The organism is Pseudoalteromonas sp. NZS11_1 (assembly GCF_015864275.1).
GTDB classification, from domain to species: Bacteria; Pseudomonadota; Gammaproteobacteria; order Enterobacterales; family Alteromonadaceae; genus Pseudoalteromonas; species Pseudoalteromonas arctica.
The window spans coordinates 21,929-39,738 of record NZ_JADYXK010000008.1 but is presented as its reverse complement, the minus strand read 5'-3'; the positions used below and the strand labels follow the sequence as shown (position 1 = coordinate 39,738).

Annotated in this window: 14 protein-coding genes, 2 tRNA genes and 1 pseudogene; 8 read left to right on the top strand and 9 right to left on the bottom strand. The window is 37.0% G+C overall.

Annotation, left to right across the window (positions count from 1 at the left end; translation table 11 throughout):
• Position 1 precedes the first annotated feature (1 nt).
• From I6F44_RS08125 to I6F44_RS08110, 4 genes are read left to right on the top strand one after another with little or no spacing between them, the layout of a single operon-like run.
• Entirely contained in the window at positions 2 to 283 is a 282-nt protein-coding gene (locus I6F44_RS08125) for a F0F1 ATP synthase subunit C (protein WP_010552606.1), read from the top strand.
• A 3-nt stretch (positions 284 to 286) separates the two neighbouring features.
• The gene (locus I6F44_RS08120) at positions 287 to 1,087 is read left to right on the top strand and encodes a F0F1 ATP synthase subunit delta (RefSeq protein ID WP_197173561.1); all 801 of its coding nucleotides are present in this window, start codon (positions 287 to 289) and stop codon (positions 1,085 to 1,087) included.
• A complete protein-coding gene (locus I6F44_RS08115) occupies positions 1,087 to 2,667 on the top strand; it encodes an alternate F1F0 ATPase, F1 subunit alpha (protein WP_165734848.1) in 1,581 nt (526 codons plus the stop codon). The genes I6F44_RS08120 and I6F44_RS08115 overlap by 1 nt, the downstream gene beginning before the upstream one ends.
• Positions 2,664 to 3,551, top strand: a complete 888-nt coding sequence (locus I6F44_RS08110) for a F0F1 ATP synthase subunit gamma (protein ID WP_121955318.1) — start codon at positions 2,664 to 2,666, stop codon at positions 3,549 to 3,551. The genes I6F44_RS08115 and I6F44_RS08110 overlap by 4 nt, the downstream gene beginning before the upstream one ends.
• Positions 3,552 to 3,827: 276 nt before the next feature.
• Here the strand turns inward: I6F44_RS08110 and I6F44_RS08105 are convergent.
• From I6F44_RS08105 to I6F44_RS08075, 7 genes and pseudogenes are all read right to left on the bottom strand, one after another.
• Positions 3,828 to 4,805, bottom strand: a pseudogene (locus tag I6F44_RS08105) (DUF6923 family protein); the annotation flags it as partial.
• A gap of 389 nt (positions 4,806 to 5,194) precedes the next feature.
• Complete coding sequence (locus tag I6F44_RS08100; RefSeq protein WP_121955425.1) at positions 5,195 to 7,114, bottom strand: sensor histidine kinase; 1,920 nt, start codon at positions 7,112 to 7,114, stop codon at positions 5,195 to 5,197.
• On the bottom strand, positions 7,101 to 9,323 hold the full coding sequence (locus I6F44_RS08095; protein ID WP_197173560.1) for an EAL domain-containing response regulator: 2,223 nt from the start codon (positions 9,321 to 9,323) through the stop codon (positions 7,101 to 7,103). Before I6F44_RS08095 ends, I6F44_RS08100 begins: the two co-directional genes overlap by 14 nt.
• 637 nt (positions 9,324 to 9,960) lie before the next feature.
• Positions 9,961 to 10,037: transfer RNA gene (locus I6F44_RS08090), tRNA-Val, on the bottom strand.
• A 26-nt stretch (positions 10,038 to 10,063) separates the two neighbouring features.
• Positions 10,064 to 10,140 (bottom strand) — tRNA-Val (locus tag I6F44_RS08085).
• 113 nt (positions 10,141 to 10,253) lie between these two features.
• Positions 10,254 to 11,318 (bottom strand): DUF3080 family protein, encoded by a 1,065-nt coding sequence (locus I6F44_RS08080; RefSeq protein ID WP_231612806.1) that lies wholly within the window; start codon positions 11,316 to 11,318, stop codon positions 10,254 to 10,256.
• Positions 11,281 to 12,651, bottom strand: a complete 1,371-nt coding sequence (locus I6F44_RS08075; protein WP_197173559.1) for an MATE family efflux transporter — start codon at positions 12,649 to 12,651, stop codon at positions 11,281 to 11,283. Before I6F44_RS08075 ends, I6F44_RS08080 begins: the two co-directional genes overlap by 38 nt.
• A gap of 128 nt (positions 12,652 to 12,779) precedes the next feature.
• Here I6F44_RS08075 and I6F44_RS08070 point away from each other — a divergent pair, with 128 nt between their 5' ends.
• Positions 12,780 to 13,406: a riboflavin synthase subunit alpha gene (locus I6F44_RS08070; protein ID WP_101217813.1), complete on the top strand. Its 627-nt coding sequence runs from the start codon at positions 12,780 to 12,782 to the stop codon at positions 13,404 to 13,406.
• 1 nt (position 13,407) lies between these two features.
• Here the strand turns inward: I6F44_RS08070 and I6F44_RS08065 are convergent, their stop codons facing one another.
• Positions 13,408 to 13,611, bottom strand: a complete 204-nt coding sequence (locus tag I6F44_RS08065; RefSeq protein ID WP_002962509.1) for a CPXCG motif-containing cysteine-rich protein — start codon at positions 13,609 to 13,611, stop codon at positions 13,408 to 13,410.
• A gap of 103 nt (positions 13,612 to 13,714) precedes the next feature.
• Complete coding sequence (locus tag I6F44_RS08060; protein ID WP_197173558.1) at positions 13,715 to 14,587, bottom strand: fructosamine kinase family protein; 873 nt, start codon at positions 14,585 to 14,587, stop codon at positions 13,715 to 13,717.
• Positions 14,588 to 14,714: 127 nt separating this feature from the next.
• Between I6F44_RS08060 and I6F44_RS08055 the strand changes: the two genes are divergently transcribed.
• The 3 genes from I6F44_RS08055 (at position 14,715) to I6F44_RS08045 (ending at position 17,799) form a co-directional block, all read left to right on the top strand.
• Positions 14,715 to 15,407, top strand: coding sequence for a DUF445 domain-containing protein (locus I6F44_RS08055; protein WP_197173557.1), 693 nt, complete (start codon positions 14,715 to 14,717; stop codon positions 15,405 to 15,407).
• Between the two features lie 123 nt (positions 15,408 to 15,530).
• Positions 15,531 to 16,316: a hypothetical protein gene (locus tag I6F44_RS08050; protein ID WP_197173556.1), complete on the top strand. Its 786-nt coding sequence runs from the start codon at positions 15,531 to 15,533 to the stop codon at positions 16,314 to 16,316.
• A 100-nt stretch (positions 16,317 to 16,416) separates the two neighbouring features.
• Positions 16,417 to 17,799: an amidohydrolase gene (locus I6F44_RS08045; RefSeq protein WP_197173555.1), complete on the top strand. Its 1,383-nt coding sequence runs from the start codon at positions 16,417 to 16,419 to the stop codon at positions 17,797 to 17,799.
• The last annotated feature ends 11 nt before the right edge of the window (positions 17,800 to 17,810 follow it).

Sequence of the window (17,810 nt, the reverse complement as noted above, 5' to 3'; positions counted from 1 at the left end):
CATGGATAGCATGACAATGATCGCAATGGCATCAATCGTTATTTCAGGAATTACAATTAGTTTTGGTTGTTTAGGTCCATCGCTTGGCGAAGGCAAAGCAGTAGCAACGGCATTGAGTGCATTAGCACAGCAACCTGATGCATCAGCAACTATTACGCGTACGCTCTTTGTAGGGCTTGCGATGATTGAATCGACCGCAATATACTGTTTTGTCGTGTCGATGATTCTTATTTTTGCCAATCCGTTTTGGAACTACGCTATTGCACAAGCTGCAGGAAGTTAAACCATGCTAATTGATTGGTTTACAGTTGCAGCCCAAGTGGTTAATTTTTTAATTTTGGTGTGGTTACTAAAACGCTATTTATATAAACCAATTTTGCACGCTATTGATAGGCGAGAAGAGCGTATAGCCGCTGAGTTAGACGATGCTGAAACAAACCAAAATGAAGCACTGGCGGAGCGTGAAAAGTTTTTTCTGAAAAATGAAGAGTTTGAACAACAACGTACACAAAAGATGCAACAAGTAAGCGTGAGTGCTAAGCAAGCAGAGCAAGCACTTATATTAGAGGCGCAAAAAAGAGCTCAAAGCTGGGGCACTAAATATCAACAAAATATAGTAAAAGAGACTGATAATTTAAAGGAGTCTTTAAGTCGAAAAGTTAAGCAAGAGGTTTTTGCTATTAGTCGCAAAACCTTAACTGAACTGGCATCAACAACTTTAGAACAACAAATATGTGAGGTGTTCACAGCGCGCTTATATAAGCTTGATAGCGACAAAAAAACCACTTTAGCGCAGGCGCTAAGTACAAATAGTGAATTTGTACCTGCCTTAATTCAAAGTGCGTTTGAGCTAACTGAATCTCAGCGTTTAGCACTTAAGAATGCTATTAATGCTGTATTTTCAAAAGATATTACCATTAAATTCACCACCGATGAGAGCCTTATTAGCGGGATTGAGTTATGTGTCAATGGACAAAAGCTGGTGTGGAGTATTGACGATTACTTACAATCAATCGAGCAGGAAGTTGATATGCTACTAAAACAAAAAACAGCTCAGCCTACAACTTCTCAACCTGTTGATAAGTGATGAGTAACCTTAGCGAAAACACTCAAAATAAAAACACAAAAATACACAGTTTAACAAACGCGTTTGGTGATGTGTTTAAGCACATTCAGCAAGGGCTAAAAATAGTTAACTCACAATTGAACTTACATGAAGTTGGTATTATTACCAGTGTATCAACGGGTATTGCGAAGGTGTCGGGATTACCTGGCGTTGGCTTTGAGGAACTAATTATATTTCCCGGTAATGTGCTTGGAATTGCGTTTAATATTGATGAAAAAGAAGTCGGTGTTGTGCTTTTAGGTGAATACGCCCACTTACAAGCTGGGGATGAAGTGCGCCGCAGTGGTCGTGTAATGGATGTAGCGGTTGGCAATGCGCTATTAGGGCGAGTGATAAACCCACTTGGCGAGGCACTAGACGGTGGAAGCGTTATACAAACCGAGCAGCGTTTACCAATAGAGCGTCCAGCTGCACCAATTATGGACCGCTCTCCTGTTACTACGCCTTTGCAAACCGGACTTATTGTAATCGATGCGATGATTCCAATAGGGCGAGGACAACGAGAGCTTATTTTAGGTGACAGGCAAACAGGTAAAACAGCTATAGCCATAGACACGATTTTAAATCAGCGAGAACAAAATGTAATTTGTATTTATTGCGCTATTGGCCAGCGGGCATCAACAGTTGCTAAATCAATAGCAATATTACGCGCGCAAAATGCAATGGCTTATACGGTTGTTGTTGCAACAGAGGGTAATGAACCACCGGGCTTACAGTATATAGCGCCTTACGCTGCAACCAGTATTGCAGAATATTTTATGGAGCAAGGACGTGATGTACTTATTGTATATGACGATTTAACTAAGCACGCAAGAGCTTACCGCGAGTTGTCTTTGTTGTTACGACGACCACCCGGACGAGAAGCATTTCCTGGGGATATTTTTTATATTCATTCACGATTACTAGAGCGTGCGACCCATTTAAATAAAGAACGTGGCGGTGGTTCCTTGACCGCACTCCCCATTATAGAGACCGAAGCTCAAAATATTTCAGCCTATATTCCAACTAATTTAATTTCGATTACCGACGGACAAATTTATTTATCACCCTCATTATTTGCTCTAGGTGTATTACCAGCCGTTGACGTTGGTAAGTCGGTTTCTCGTGTGGGCGGTAAAGCACAGCGTGCTGCGTTTCGTGCAGTTGCTGGCGATTTAAAGCTTGCATATGCTCAATTTGAAGAGCTAGAAACCTTTGCTCGTTTTGGTGCCCGACTTGATGATGATACACGGCGTATAATTGAACATGGACGGCGTATTCGAGCGAGCTTACATCAATCTGAATCATCACCTATGCCAGTGCCTGAGCAAATTATGCTATTACTCGCACTCAGTAATGGCTTTTTAGATTCGATTGAACTGCTAAAAATAAACGACGCAAAAAATATTCTTAAAAAAGCAGTTGCGCAGTTAGACGATACTTTATGTGATAGATTTGATACCGCTAAAAGCTTAAGTGATGACGATCGACAAACAATTGTTGAGTTGGCTAAGCGCGCACTTGTTGATTTTGAGCCTGAAAAGAAGGCAATAACAACATGAGCAATAGTGCCGCTAATTTACGCCATAAAATAGCCAGTGCAAGTGATTTACAAGGCGTGGTAAAAACGATGAAGGCACTTGCTGCCTCGAGTATTGGGCAATATGAAAAATCGATTAGCTCATTGACCGATTACTACCGGGCAGTTGAGTTAGGATTAAGTGCGAGTTTGCGTGATGACATGTCATTTCAATTTTCACCACAACCCAAAAATTTAAATGAAAGCAGAGCGGGTGTGATCATATTCGGCTCAGATCAAGGGTTGGTAGGGCAATTTAATGAAAGTATTACCGACTTTACAATTAAAGCGCTAAGTAACGAGACCCAGCCACCTCTAATTTGGGTGGTAGGCGCACGTGCTGCATCTCGACTTACCGATGCCGGCTTTAATTTAGTAAAAGTATACACAGTGCCAGTGAGTGTTCACGATATAGATACCTTAGTTAGGCAAATTCAAATAGACAGTGAATCAAGCTTAGTTCTTAATCCTGGTTGCCGTGTATTGGTGTTTTATAATCAACCTAAACAAGGCGCGCTTTATGAATGTGTGTCTCAGCGATTACTCCCACTTGACGAGCAATGGCGAGATAATTTTAAAAATATTTTATGGCCAACTAAAGCTTTGCCAGAAGTACTCTGCAAGCACTCTACAACAATAAGGGCATTGATCCGCGAGTATATTTTTATTTCTCTCTATCGTGCATGTGCCGAGTCGTTGGTCAGCGAAAATAGCAGTCGTCTTGGCGCAATGCAACGCGCTGAAAAAAATATTGAAGAGCTACTTGATAAGCTTTCGAGTGAGTTTAATACTCTGCGTCAAAGTACCATTGACGAGGAGTTGAGTGATGTACTTGCAGGTTATGAATTACTAAATAAAATAGACTAGGGGCTGTTGATCTTAGAGGTTGAATTTGAAGCTCTATGTGTTTTTTTAATCAAAACATCGCCTATACAGTGCGGTTATTGACTCTTTGTAACTCGATTTTTACTTATTCTTACAAAAATGTAAGCCATTAGAGTAACGCAGAAGCCGTTACCGAGCCCAATAGGTTACAAATCGCGCACGATTACCCCCCGTAAATTGAATGAATTTTAATCATGAAATGTCAACAAAACTCACAAGGATAATTTACAAGAAATAAAGCTATAACCTGGTTGTAAGCGATTTAATATTTTCACCATCAACTGTTGCACCTAAATAAATTAAATTGGCATTGGTGTTGTCAGGAGCAAATAAGTGACGTGCGCCACTTTTTTCTAAACTTGTATTATATGGGCTTGGTGCATCTCCAAAATCAATTGAGCTATCCGTAACTTTAACTTCTGCTATAGCACAACGGGCCCCATCGTTTTGGCTAGATTTTGGGCCAGAGGTAAATACATTTGCTACTGGGGTATACCCTACAACTGGGCTTACACTTAAATCAACTTTATGAATTTTACCGCTGCTATTATTACTAAAATAAAACTGACCATTAATATCAAAGTAGGCTGCACCAAATGCACCAGAGTCATCTCCAATATCTAATTGAGTAATAAACTTTGTGGTGTTGGTAGTTACATTAACTTCATGTAAGTCACCGTTGCTTTCAACAGCATACAATAGGTTGCTAGTCGGGTGAAAAGCAAAATCGAAAATACCTAGCTTCCAACTGTTACTGCCATTAGCAAGTTTGGCAGTAATTGTTTCATTTAAATCGCCATCAAGATTAACTGAATACAAGCCAAAACTAGGTGTATAAACATAGTAAGTTGCACTTTGATTACCATCCTCGCCTGTAACCTGAATATCACCAACGTAAAAGTTTGTATCTGGTAAACCTTCTACTGTAAGGCGTTTCATTTCATAATCGCTACCAATTTGTACAACACTTTTAGGTGATTGACGGCTGAACCCATACATGTACTGGTCTTTATAGTTAAACCCGACGGCATTTACGCTCTCACCATTTGCTTCATCTTCAAATGTAAGGCTTGAAGCAAGTACAGTTGGTTTAGCTGACACTAGATCGATACCGTAAAGTTGTGCGTTAGAATTTTGCATTAGAAAGGCTTGGCTCGGACATTCATCAAATGCTTGTCCAAAAGCTGTGCATGGAATTAAAGCTATGCAGACTTTAGCTAGTTGGATGAGTTTCATCATGTTACCCTCATTGGTTAAGTAGTGATAAGGTTGCATGCTTCATTCCATAATTTAATCATTTGATTTATATGGCTTTTATTTTAACTTCAGTTTGAATAGTGCAATTTGCAATCGATATATTGCAAATTGCAAAGCTTAAAGCGATAAGAAAGGAGTGTTGATTGATAGTGGTTGACTAAAAAACTTTATTAGTCGAAAGAAACGGTTAAAAGAAGACTTAAATCTAGATAGTATTATAATAAAATTACGGCTAAATCCTTTGATTTTATTTTAATGTTTTAGATAAGTTTGGGGGAAGAATTATTACAAGTTATTTTTTGGTGGTGGAAAAATATGAACCTAAACGTTTATTAAGAGAAAAATGAATCAAGAAAGATAATTTAAACTCAATCAGTTGGAAAAGTAATTGTAAACCGTGTTTTAAATTTTTCGGTGCTTTCAGGATTAGAGTCTAGCTCTAGTTTGGCGTTAAGTATTTGTGTTACCCATTGCATCACCATGAACAATCCAAGACCTGTGTTACCCTCGCCACGAGCCGTGGTGTAAAACGGCTCAAATATTGAAATTTGCTTTTCTTTATTTATACCAATACCTGTGTCTGAAATTATTATTTTAATTTTTTTATCTACATTTATAGCTTTTATCTCTATTTCTCCTTTTTGGTTTTTTATAAAGGCGTGATTAAATGCGTTCATTACGAGATTTTCAATAACTTGCGATATGATACCAGGTCGGGTTTTTATATTAATATTTCCAATGAATTGAGTCTTTACATTTATTTTTGAATTTTTTAGTCGTGAGTGAAATGCAATTAATAAATCGTTAATTACGTCCTTAAGGTCACAATCAATAAAGTCTTCATTATTTCTATCAATAGCCATCTTCTTAAAGCTTTTTACAATTACTGCAGCCTTATCTAAATTGACCTTAGCTAGCTCTAAATTATCTTTAATGCTATATGTATCATTCTCAAGCTGAGATTTGGTTAAGCCTATTTTTATTGACTCAGATAACCGCTTAATAACTGACTCTGCATTTGACACAGAAATGATAGCTCCACCTATTGGAGTATTCATTTCGTGCGCAACACCGGCAACAAGTAAGCCTAACGAAGAAAGCCTTTGTGCTTCAATAAGATTCTTTTGTAGCAACTGTTGTTGTTTAATGGTTTTTGAAAGTGTCTTATTGACGTGCTTTAGTTCTATTTTCTCAGTCTTTAAAGCATCAAATAAATTGTTTATAGTATTATTAGATCGGTGTTCCCTATATAAGAAAAAAGTTGAAATAATAATAAACCCAAATGCACAGACCGATGCATACAAGAATGCAGATAAGCTTACCCTTGCTATAGCTTGCTCCCCGCTTTTAATATATACATAAATAGTTTCGTTTAATGCTTCTTTATGCTTTTTTGAGTAGAGAACAGGCAGCTTTCCTATTGTGTACATATCGGTGTCTAAATACCTTATCGTATGGTCACTTTGGGATGTTAGAATCTGCCACAATTTTGGATTCATATTTTTAAGATTATAGTGAGGCTTTTTCAATATAATGCCCCATTCTTTTGAAGGATCGTTGTTAAACAACCAATGGCTACTGCTATTAATAATGTTTATTTGATTATCTTTGGATGATATATCTCTTATCTTTTTAAAAAATTCAGTTAGATTAAAGTTTATTACTATTAACCCATCCACAATATAGTCGTTTTCACTCGTTCTGTGGGTTACCCTTATCGTTGGCTCTATCGGGGTCGTAATAGCTCCATACTCCATATTCAAATCTATTTTAGATAGAAAAGAATCTGGTGAATTTATAGCAATACCTTGCCTGAAATAATAACGCGACATTTTATTTTGCAAATTTTCAGGCTTAACAACTTGAGCTTGACCATCTTTAAAGTTAATTCTAAAGCGTTCATTCCCAACTATATCAATCCAACGTATTTGAGATATATTGGGGGACATAAGACCAAAATCTAAAAAGTACTTATTAATCTTTTTCAGAGATTGGGGATCTCTATACTCAAACCTTGATGAAGAGCCTCTTTTTAAATTGTTATTATTAGCTAAAATTTTTGTAAGCTTTTTTATACTACTTAACTCTCTAGCAAACTCAGTATTGACTAATGCTAATTTTTCATCTTGATAGCCCTGCATAACCATGAGCTTCGATTGTAGTATTTGCATGTAGACTAAATAACAAATCAATACCGCAATAAAAATAACAAAAAATACCTTCATCAGTATATTTTTTTTACTTACCAAAGGGGAATTATTTACGTAATTAATATCATGGTTGTTCATACTGCTTTAGCCATAAAATTAATTCATTAATAAATAAAGGCTTTGAAAAAAAATAACCTTGAGCGACATTACAGCCCAACTTCTTAGCCCAATTACATTGTTCCACCGTTTCAATACCTTCTATAATAATCGAAAAATCAAAACGTTTAGCAAGCTTTACAATCATTTCAAGGATATATTGATTATCAGGATTATCCTCAATATCACCAATAAAACAACGATCTATTTTTAGGACATTTGCAGGAATTTTAGTAATATGAGAAATAGATGAATATCCGGTTCCAAAATCATCAATACCGACTTTTATACCTAGAGCCATAAATCTTTCTAATGACTCTCTAATTAGTTCATAGTTACTAATAGCTTGAGTTTCTGTTATTTCAAGCTCTAACATAGATGGGTCTAAATTTATTTCACGTAACTTTTTAGAGATATACTCAAAATACTTTGGGTTGGCTAAATCATATGCAGATGCATTAAAAGCAATTGGTAGATTAACACCTTCGCCTTTCAGTTGTTGTATTATAACTAATATTTTATCAAATATGGCGCTGTCTAATTCACTTATTAAACCTGCCGTCTCAGCTAATTCTATAAATATTTCTGGACTGACGAAACTTCCGTCTTTTAATTGCCACCTTGCAAGTGCTTCAAAACCAATAGGGGTAAAATTTCTTAAGTCCATTTTAGGTTGTAAAGCAACTTGTAAAGAGCCTGAACCAATCGCTTTTCTTAACTTAGCCATCAAACTATATCGCTTTGTAAGCTCCTGAATTTTTAAATGATTATGTTCTATATATTTTAAAGAAATAGTATTGCTATCACTTAAGCTTGACTCTGCTAGACTAATTATTTTTTCAGGTGAGAAATTCAAAACTGAGCTTAATGCTAATTCTAGTATACGTATATCAGCGTACTGTCTCACCATTTCTACTTCACACATTTGCCTATTAAGCCCAGTAATAATCTCTTGAGGCATATTGCTATCGGTACTAACAATTAAGCCAAAGCTACTCTTATTGATAATGGCTATCCGTGGAGTAGTATGCGCAAAGGCACCCTTAATGTTGTTATAAACTTCTTTTAATAATTTTTGGCAAAAGTCATGACCAAAAGTAAATGCTTTTTCTTCAAATTGTTCAACTTCAAATACTATTAATTTCGTTTGATACTGCTCATGCAAATTCATATTTCTAATTTCGCGGGTTAGCCAATTTCGATTATGTAAGTTTAATGAAATATCTGTATACGCCAATTCCGTTAGTTTATTAAGTAAAGCCATATTAGCAAAGCCAGTGTTAACATTTTCGCTAAATACTTTGAGTAAGTACTCATTTTGTTCGCAAATGGCATTATCAGATTTTACAATCGTTAAATAGCTTTTTTTATCTAGTTCTGTAGTCTGGAAGTAGAAGACAGTATGATGCTCTGAGAAAACATGACGTTTTTCAGCTGTTGCAAGCTCAAAATCATCATAAATATCAGCACTTAATATTTCCTGTTCAATTAATTTTCCTTCAAAACCGTCAAAGCAACCATTAGCAGTCGATATTAGCGCTTCTTTGTTTATTTCACCACTGGAGCACATAATTCCACCACCATCAGTTATATTTAATATATTACTGATTTCTTCTAAAACAGCTTTAGAAAAGGAGCGGATATCGTGTTTACTATTAATACTTCTACATGCATCTAGAACTAATTGAAGACCTTTTCGTGCTGATGAAATTTGAGATATGTACTGCCAAGTTCTTAGATTACTTTTAACTATAGACTGTAATTTCCCTACTGAAACATCAGATTTGTTCCAGTATTCGTCGATGTCTAGAGATTTCATTATATGTTGCTCTGGTGCAAAGCCGGGTTGCCCTGTAAGTAAAACAATGCGCATTTCTGAATTACCTATTACTTCTCTTATAGTGCTTATCAGCCGCAGCCCAGAGTCATCTTCTTCCATCACAACATCAATAAATGTTAATGCGATATCAGCATGTAAGCTTAGAACTAGCGCTGCTTGAGGCACAGAGTTTGCAGTATGAATTTCTATTTCATACCCATTATCAATTTTTATTTCTTTTAAGCTATTAGTTAACGCGTTTTGATAGTTAATATCGTCTTCAACAGTTAAAATCTTGATAATTTTTTTATTTAGATTATCTACTTTTTGTTCTTCTTCATTAAATACAAAGAGCTCATTATTGTCAGACATCCCATACCACCATATTTTAATAAGCCTAAAGAGTTAATGATGTGCATAGCACCCTTGAAGTAAATATTAATTTCATCTTTTAACATCATATACATAGATATTAGGATAGAGCTCAAGTTTAGTCTAATTTATAAGTGTATTAACTATGTACCTTTAAACTAAAAGCTCAGATCTATATGATGTAAAACTAATGAACCTAGCTTTGCTAATAAGAAGAGCGTTATGGTATTTATGAACATTTTGTATCCAGTTGTTTATCTTTATAAAAGTTAAACAGTACGACACCTTAAAGTTATCATCCGTAGTAACCAGTTAGCTGATATTTGATAATAGACACTGAAATTATAATTTGCATATAGTGCTTAAAGCCACTCAATTTTAAATGGAAGAATAGTGCCTTGATAAGGGTAGGGGTCTAATTCTGAGGTAGTAGAAGATTGTTTTGGGCACTTGGGCACAAGTTTGGGCACAAATATATAAAAATATAATTTCCATAAGAATTATGGGGAAATGGTTTTGGCTATTTTATAAATTATGAGTACAGAATAATAAAAATTCTGAAATTTAATTTAGAATATTAGAATCTAAATACTACAATTAGAAAATCTATTTAATATATTGAAAAATTTGGAGTAATTGGTACGACCGAGTGGATTCGAACCACCGACCTCTACCATGTCAAGGTAGCGCTCTAACCAGCTGAGCTACGGTCGTACAATTTTTTTAGGATTCTTAAATGTTGGTACGACTGAGTGGATTCGAACCACCGACCCCTACCATGTCAAGGTAGTGCTCTAACCAACTGAGCTACAGTCGTATTACTTTATTTAAGTAGGTGTTAATTGCTTAACAACGGCGGCTAATATATAGCGTGGCGGTTGGTGAATCAAGCAAGTTTGTTGTTTTTGAGTTCATTTGCCGTTTTTTTATTCATATTGGGCTTATTTCGCACGTTTTATAAAAACCTTGCCACCAAACCACATGTTTTTTAGCTGAGCTTTTTAGTAAGTTCAGTAAGTTACTTGTCGAGCCCGTTTTGACTAAGTTATTAATTTGAGGACTTGAGATACTTTCGTTAAACCAAAGCTCATTATAAAGCGGTTGTAGTGCCTCTAGATAACCAGTTAATTGCGCTTGGTAGGGCTGAATTTCTTTTAGGTAAAACTTTTGAAATACGTTGCTTATGATTTTTGCATTTTTATTATTTTTACCTTGAGGGCAAAACGTATTAAAGTTTAATGTTTTTACAAACTGTGTGGCGTTGTTATTTAACACTACCTGCTTTCGGGCTGATTGAATGAGTGCTTGGTTAAATTGAAATTTATTAAGCTGCTCGAGTGCACTAAAAATAGAATCGCTATTAATTTCACTGTACTCTTTGGCGTTTATTTGCTGCTTAATGAGTACAAGTTGCTTTAGGGCATATACGGTATCGCTAAAACCTGCTGGTTCAGTAGTAAGCTCGTTTGAGGTGAGTTGCCATGTGCGATTAAGCTCTGGCTCTTTAAATAACATGATGTTAAAAAAGTGCATTAGGTGTATTTGTTTGTAATTTTTTGCTGCGAGTATTTTTGTGTAACTAGGACTATTTTTATCAAGGCTGTTTAAGCAAACCTGCGCACTTTTAATAAAGTTTATTTGATATTTTAATTGCCCAGCAGCGCTGGCGGTTTTTCCTAATTGGTTATTGTGCTCACTTATAAGCACGTTTAGCTTACATTGGCTAATGCCTGCAAGCTCAACAATACTCAGTGTTAGGTCGCTTTGTGCTATTGGGGTAGGCTGCAGTAAGGGGAGTTGCTTGAGTGGCACAGGCTCTGTGGTGCTTGTATTAACTGTGCTACTTAAGCGTTCAATATAAGTAGCGTTTATACTACTTCGTGGTTTGTTGCAGCCAGTAAGCGTTAAAAAACACATTACCAGCATTGCAGCTGGTAGTGTTTTAAGGCTGAGTTTATTAGTTTTGATTGAGTGCATCAATTTTAAAAAATTCATATTTTAAACGTTTTTTTACCGTTAGCATTAATAAAATAGCAGCGACACTAAGTCCCACTATTATCCCAGCCCAGAAACCGTGTGGCCCCATAGCTGGCACTATTATATCTGTTCTTGCCAATACGTAACCTAAACAAAAGCCGATTAACCAATACGATATAAACGTTATATACGATATAGGCGTGGTGTATTTTAACCCACGAAGTATGCCATTTGCTGCAACTTGCAATGCATCAGGTAATTGGTAAATACACGCTAAAATCATAATTGATGAAGCCAATGCCATAACAGCGGGGCTGTCGGTATACAGTTGGCTAATTAAATCACGACCGGTGAACGTAATAAGCGCTAAAAATAACGCCACAGCAATGGCTAAAATATAGCTGGTAGAAACCGCAACTTTTAATTGAGTCATGTTCTTTTGGCCGTATAAGTTACCTATACGGATGCTGATAGCGATTGATAGGCTCAGCGGCATCATAAACAGCAATGTAGTTACACTGGCTGCTATTTGATGTCCCGATATAGCTACTGCACCTAAATGCGCTATAAATAGCGGTATACACGCAAATAAAGTAACTTCAAAAAAGGTGGCGAGTGAAATTGGTATACCTAACTTAGTAATAATACCAATGGTAGTGAAATTAGGTTTTTCGAATGATGAAAGCAGGCCTTTAGCATCTACTTTTTTACTCATTTGGCAGTAAGTGACTTGTGCTATTGCCATAACAGTTAAAACAATGGCTGTTGCAATACCACAGCCCGCGCCGCCATAAGCAGGAAAACCAAATAAGCCATTTATGAAAATATAATTTACCGGAATATTAACAGCTAAACCTAATAGGCTTATGTAAAACGCGGGCTTGGTCATTCCCATACCTTCGGTAACGTTTCTGTATACCGTAAAAATTAAAAATCCAAATACACCCCATTTCACAAAGTGAATGTAGTCAATGGCAAGGTTTGCAATTGCAGGCGTTGTATCGAGCTTAAAAATAATAGCATCTGCTAAATGGGCAATTCCAAAGCCTGTAAAGCTCAAAATAGCGGTTAAATAAAGCGCTTGTTGAAAATAGTGGCTAATGCCTTTGCGGTCATCACTGCCAGAAAACTGCGCAATAATACCGGTAAGCGCTAATAAAATTCCTTGAAGGCCAAGTAATAATGGGTTCCATATTCCTGTTGCAATAGACAGTGCAGCTAAGTCAGTAGGGCTAACTTGGCCTGCCATAATTGTGTCGACGACCGACATTAAAATAAGTGTAACTTGCGCTAAAAAAACAGGTAAAGCGAGGGAAAGTAAACGCTTGGCTTCCCAATTGCAAAAGGTCATAAAAACAGCTAGTTGATAAAATAGGGCGTAATTGTAATCTATTGGAGTTTAAATAAAAATCACAGTAGTGAATGATTTTATGAGTTGATACGTTAAACTAGCACTTTGTAATAATTTAAAGTGATTTTATGTTTACAGGAATAGTGCAAACGCAAGCTACGGTGGTCTCTAAGACTCAAACAGACGGTGTTTTACGCTTAGTTGTATCGGTGAGCGATGAGTACGTTAAGCATTTAGATTTAGGCGCAAGTATTGCTATTAATGGCTGTTGTTTAACAGTTGTGCAAGTTGAGCTAAGTAATCACGATGTGGTAGCGCAAGTGCATTTTGATGTGATTGACGAAACCCTAAAGTTAACTAATTTAGGGCTGCTTGAGCTAGGTAGTTTAGTTAATTACGAACGCTCTGTTACGTTTGGTACTGAGCTAGGTGGGCATATAGTGTCTGGGCATATTCATTGTACGTCACAAATTTCTCAAATAGTGAAGCGTGAGAACAACTGCAAAATACAACTCAGTTTGCCAAAAGAGTGGCAAAAGTATGTGTTATATAAAGGGTTTGTTGCGATAAATGGCGCAAGCTTAACCGTGGGCGAAGTTGATGAACAAGGTTTTTGGTTACACCTAATTCCGGAAACGCTCGCCATTACAAACATTGGTGCAGCGCAAGTGGGTGACAAGTTTAATATTGAAGTTGATCAGCAAACTTACACTATTGTAAATACGGTAGAAAACTACTTACGCCATCAGGCTTAAGTTAAAATATTTGTTCGTCATCACTGTCTACGTGTAGCTCTAATTTATTGTTAGCATGGTCTATATGCATATTTAAATGAATTGGGTTACAGCAGGCAGTGCAATCTTCTATATAGTCTTGATCGCCGCTGCTAGCGTCTAGGTCTAAATGAATATGGTGTCCGCAGTGTGGGCACGTTATTCGTTGTGATAAAAAATCTTTCATAATCACTCCAGTTATAAATAATTAAGTTAGGTTCAACTTAATCGCTTACATATGAACGTCTACTTACTCATTAAATATAGTGCTGAAATGCAGCTTATGACACTTATTTTATACCTTCAAATACTAGCTTTTCTATATGTTGTTTAGCTTCAGTAAGATAGTGACCGGCAAAGATGTTAGCGTGATTTAAAATAGGGTATAGCTGGTATATTAACTTACGTTTTTCGTAATTTTGAGAAAGCGGGTAGTGCGTGTTATAGGCGCTATAAAAGTCTTTTGGCAGTGGCGCAAATAGTTCGCTCATTGCAATATCCACTTCCCGATCACCATAATAACAAGCTGGGTTAAATACCGTAGGCTCTGCTTTTAAAAAGCCCATATTTCCACGCCAAAAATCGCCATGCAGTAATGATGGCTCAACTTGATGACTGTGCAGCTGTTCTTTAACGGCATTAATTAAGCGCTCGGGTTCAATAAAGTTAATGCCTTTTTCAGCGAGTAGCTGTAATTGCCACCCTATACGTTCTTCGGCGTAAAATACATCCCATTTTTTGTGCCATCGGTTGGGTTGTATGGTAGTGGCTATGTAATTGTCTACATCAAAGCCAAACATGGCTTGGTCGTGTTTTTGATGCATTTTAGCGAGGCTGCTTCCCATAGTTGCCCACGTGTTGTGGGGTTGTTTATCTAAAATAAGCCACTGTAAAACAATAAATGAAAACTCTATATTTGCACCGGTTGTAATACATTCAGGGACTTTAAAATTACTATTTTGCGCCAAAAGCTTTAAGCAAATAAATTCACTTTCTAAACGCTCGAGTTCGCTTTTTAATGCTATTTTAACGAAGAAGTTATGCGTACCATTGGTAATATGAAATAGTTTGTCGGTATTTGTACTTTGTAATTGGCGTTTATAGGTGTGTTTAAAGTCAAAATTAATAGCTTGGCTGATGTGCTCATTTACTGTTTTCCACATAATAATTGTTCACTTTTTAAACAGATACTTAAACTATGGCAAAAAGAGATTAATTTAACAATCTAATCGTTGTAAAATTGGCGGCTAGGTTTAAATAAATAATTACAACGACTGTAATGGAGTAAAAATGAACAAAAGTTTAATAACCAATTTGCTAGCGGGTTTATGTGTTGTTGTAGGTTTTATGTTTAACCAAGCAATTGTGTTATCTGTTGGTTTATTTGCACTTTCTGGCGCGGTAACTAATTTATTAGCTATTCATATGTTATTCGAAAAAGTCCCGTTTTTATATGGCTCAGGCGTTATAGCGCTTAAGTTTGAAAGCTTTAAAGTCGCTATACGAAACCTAATATTAACGGAGTTTTTTTCAGAGCAAAAAATTAATAATTTACTCAATAAAGCACAGCCTAATATCGATTTTGAGCCAATAATTAGTAATGTTGATTTAAACCCTGCATTCGACAATTTACTTGTCGTTATTGAAGAATCTCAGTTTGGTAGCATGTTAGGTATGTTTGGCGGCACAGACGCAATAGAGCCAATGCGTGAAAAGTTTATTAAAAAAATGCAATTGTCGCTTGGTGAAATCTCTCAAACTGACGACTTTAAAGCATTAGTAACCCAAACACTTTCACAAGGTAATAGTGCTGAGAGTTTACATAAAACGGTACTTAAATTAGTAGATGAGCGCCTAGATGAGCTTACCCCTAAAATGGTTAAAGAGATTATTCAAACCATGATCCGCGAGCACCTAGGCTGGCTTGTAGTATGGGGTGGTGTGTTTGGTGGTTTGTTTGGTTTAATTGCAGCGCTTATTTAAGCGCTGTTCTGTGTTAGGTGATATCTGTAAAATAATTAAATTAAATGCTTTTTTGCGGCTGACATATTTTTTCAGGCTGTTATTATCGCCCCCATAATTTAGTCGTGTTTTTTAGGAGCAACGGTGAGCAAAACGTTAGCCAGTTATTATCAGCAAGCATACGCTTGCGATCAGCAGCATTTTAACCAGTGTTTTTATTGTGGCTGTGAAGCGACAGAGCGCGACCATTGTCCGCCGCTGCATATGCTACAAAGCATTGTTGATTTAGGTGAAGAGGCTGACTTTATATCTATTGCGGCTTGTTATGAGTGCCATGCACTTTTACATAACGAAAGGCTGATGACGATTGATGAGCGCTTTACTAAAATGAAAAAAAAGCTTGCCACCAAATATGCAAAACCACTGCGTGTTTATAACATGTGGGAAGAAAACGAACTTGGCGACATGAGCGACGAGTTTGCGCATAGTATTGCAGCGGGTATGAAATTAGGAAAAGAAGCCGCTGAGCGTTTAGCGTTTACGGGTTTTAGCTATGCCACAGAAGATGCCAAAGTAGCAGTGCGTGAAAAAACGAAAGAGTTTGATGTAGAGGGCATGATATTTACCGACTTTAAAGAGGCGCTAAATTATTGCATTAACGATTTAAACGTACAAAAAAGTGACTTTTATAAAATTTTGGTTGAAGACTACCAAGGTGATTTTAATAAAGCATTGAGCCAGTATCGCCACCGACATGATAAAGTAACTGCAGCTAAAGACGGTAATACACTTATTAAAGATTTTTCTAAGCTACATAAGCAAAACTCTGATTTTGTAACGCGTACGGTTAAGCACTTTATTAGTAAAGATCCATCGCTTACAACCGAAGGTGCGCTTGAAAAGTTGTATAACAATTATATAAAGAAATAATTACAGAAATTCATCTTAATTAACTGCGTTTTCACCTGTTTTTTTGGCTTTATTCCTTAGCTTTCGCTAAAGTAGCAAAAAAACAGGAGATCCAAACAACATGCAAAAATTTGCACCTTCTTTATTAGCGGTTGGCTTAGCTGCCGCACTTGTCGGTTGCCAAGAAAATGGCCCGCAAGACGATAAAATAACAATCAACAAAAATCCTTATCCAAGTACTTATCAGCCCGTTTCTACATCAAGCACACTTATTACAAATGCAACAGTACTTACAGGTACTGGTGAGCGTTTAGATGAGGCTGATGTATTACTTGTTGGCGGCAAAGTACAACAAGTCGGTAAAGACTTAACTGCGACTGCTGATATTACAATTGATGCACAAGGCAAATGGGTAACACCAGGTATTATCGACGTACATTCACATTTAGGCGCTTACCCAAGCCCATCGGTTGAGTCGCATCAAGATGGTAACGAAATGACAAGCCCTAACACTGCAGAAGTGTGGGTTGAGCATTCTGTTTGGCCACAAGATCCAGGCTTTAATCGTGCACGTGAAGGCGGCATTACTTCTCTGCAAATTTTACCAGGATCAGCTAATTTATTTGGTGGACGCGGCGTTACGCTTAAAAACGTCCCTGCACATACTATGCAAGGTATGAAGTTTCCTGATGCGCCATACGGTTTAAAAATGGCGTGTGGTGAAAACCCTAAACGTGTTTATGGTCGTCAAGGTGTATTGCCTTCAACCCGTATGGGTAATATGGCTGGTTACCGTATGGCGTGGGCTGAAGCCGCTGAGTACAAACGTGCATGGGATAAGTACGATGCCGATTATGAAGCAGGTTTAAACCCAGAAGCACCAGTACGTGATATTAAACACGATACGCTTCGTGGTGTGCTTGAAGGCGAAGTACGTATTCATAATCATTGTTATAAAGCCGAAGAAATGGCAATGATGATTGACCTGTCAAAAGAATTTAATTACGACGCGGGTACATTCCATCACGGTGTAGAAGCATATAAAATTGCTGACTTACTTGCTGAGAATGGCTCGTGTGCTGCACTTTGGCCAGACTGGTGGGGTTTTAAAATGGAAGCCTACGACATGGTTCAAGAAAACGTAGCTATTGTTGATGCAGTTAAAAATTCATGTGCGGTTGTTCACTCAGATTCAGATACTACTATTCAGCGCTTAAACCAAGAAGCTGGCAAGGTTATGTACCGTGCTAACGAAAATGGTTTTGATATTTCTGAGCAACACGCTATTAAATGGATCACGGCTAACGCTGCTAAATCGCTAGGTATTGATGACAAAACAGGTTCACTAGAAGCGGGTAAGCAGGGTGATGTTGTTATTTGGAATCAAAGCCCATTTAGTGTTTATGCTAAAGCTGAACAAGTGTTTGTTGATGGTGCAAAAGTTTACGATAGAAACGACAGCGCATATCAAGCAACAAGTGATTTTATGTTAGGTCAACAATAAGGAGCACCCAG

Bases quoted from the DNA above. Each gene is read 5' to 3' on its own strand.
- I6F44_RS08125 (WP_010552606.1), top strand. From the start codon at position 2: ATGGATAGCATGACAATGATCGCAATGGCATCAATCGTTATTTCAGGA.
- I6F44_RS08120 (WP_197173561.1), top strand. From the start codon at position 287: ATGCTAATTGATTGGTTTACAGTTGCAGCCCAAGTGGTTAATTTTTTA.
- I6F44_RS08115 (WP_165734848.1), top strand. From the start codon at position 1,087: ATGAGTAACCTTAGCGAAAACACTCAAAATAAAAACACAAAAATACAC.
- I6F44_RS08110 (WP_121955318.1), top strand. From the start codon at position 2,664: ATGAGCAATAGTGCCGCTAATTTACGCCATAAAATAGCCAGTGCAAGT.
- I6F44_RS08100 (WP_121955425.1), bottom strand. From the start codon at position 7,114: ATGAACAACCATGATATTAATTACGTAAATAATTCCCCTTTGGTAAGT.
- I6F44_RS08095 (WP_197173560.1), bottom strand. From the start codon at position 9,323: ATGTCTGACAATAATGAGCTCTTTGTATTTAATGAAGAAGAACAAAAA.
- I6F44_RS08080 (WP_231612806.1), bottom strand. From the start codon at position 11,318: ATGAATTTTTTAAAATTGATGCACTCAATCAAAACTAATAAACTCAGC.
- I6F44_RS08075 (WP_197173559.1), bottom strand. From the start codon at position 12,651: ATGACCTTTTGCAATTGGGAAGCCAAGCGTTTACTTTCCCTCGCTTTA.
- I6F44_RS08070 (WP_101217813.1), top strand. From the start codon at position 12,780: ATGTTTACAGGAATAGTGCAAACGCAAGCTACGGTGGTCTCTAAGACT.
- I6F44_RS08065 (WP_002962509.1), bottom strand. From the start codon at position 13,611: ATGAAAGATTTTTTATCACAACGAATAACGTGCCCACACTGCGGACAC.
- I6F44_RS08060 (WP_197173558.1), bottom strand. From the start codon at position 14,587: ATGTGGAAAACAGTAAATGAGCACATCAGCCAAGCTATTAATTTTGAC.
- I6F44_RS08055 (WP_197173557.1), top strand. From the start codon at position 14,715: ATGAACAAAAGTTTAATAACCAATTTGCTAGCGGGTTTATGTGTTGTT.
- I6F44_RS08045 (WP_197173555.1), top strand. From the start codon at position 16,417: ATGCAAAAATTTGCACCTTCTTTATTAGCGGTTGGCTTAGCTGCCGCA.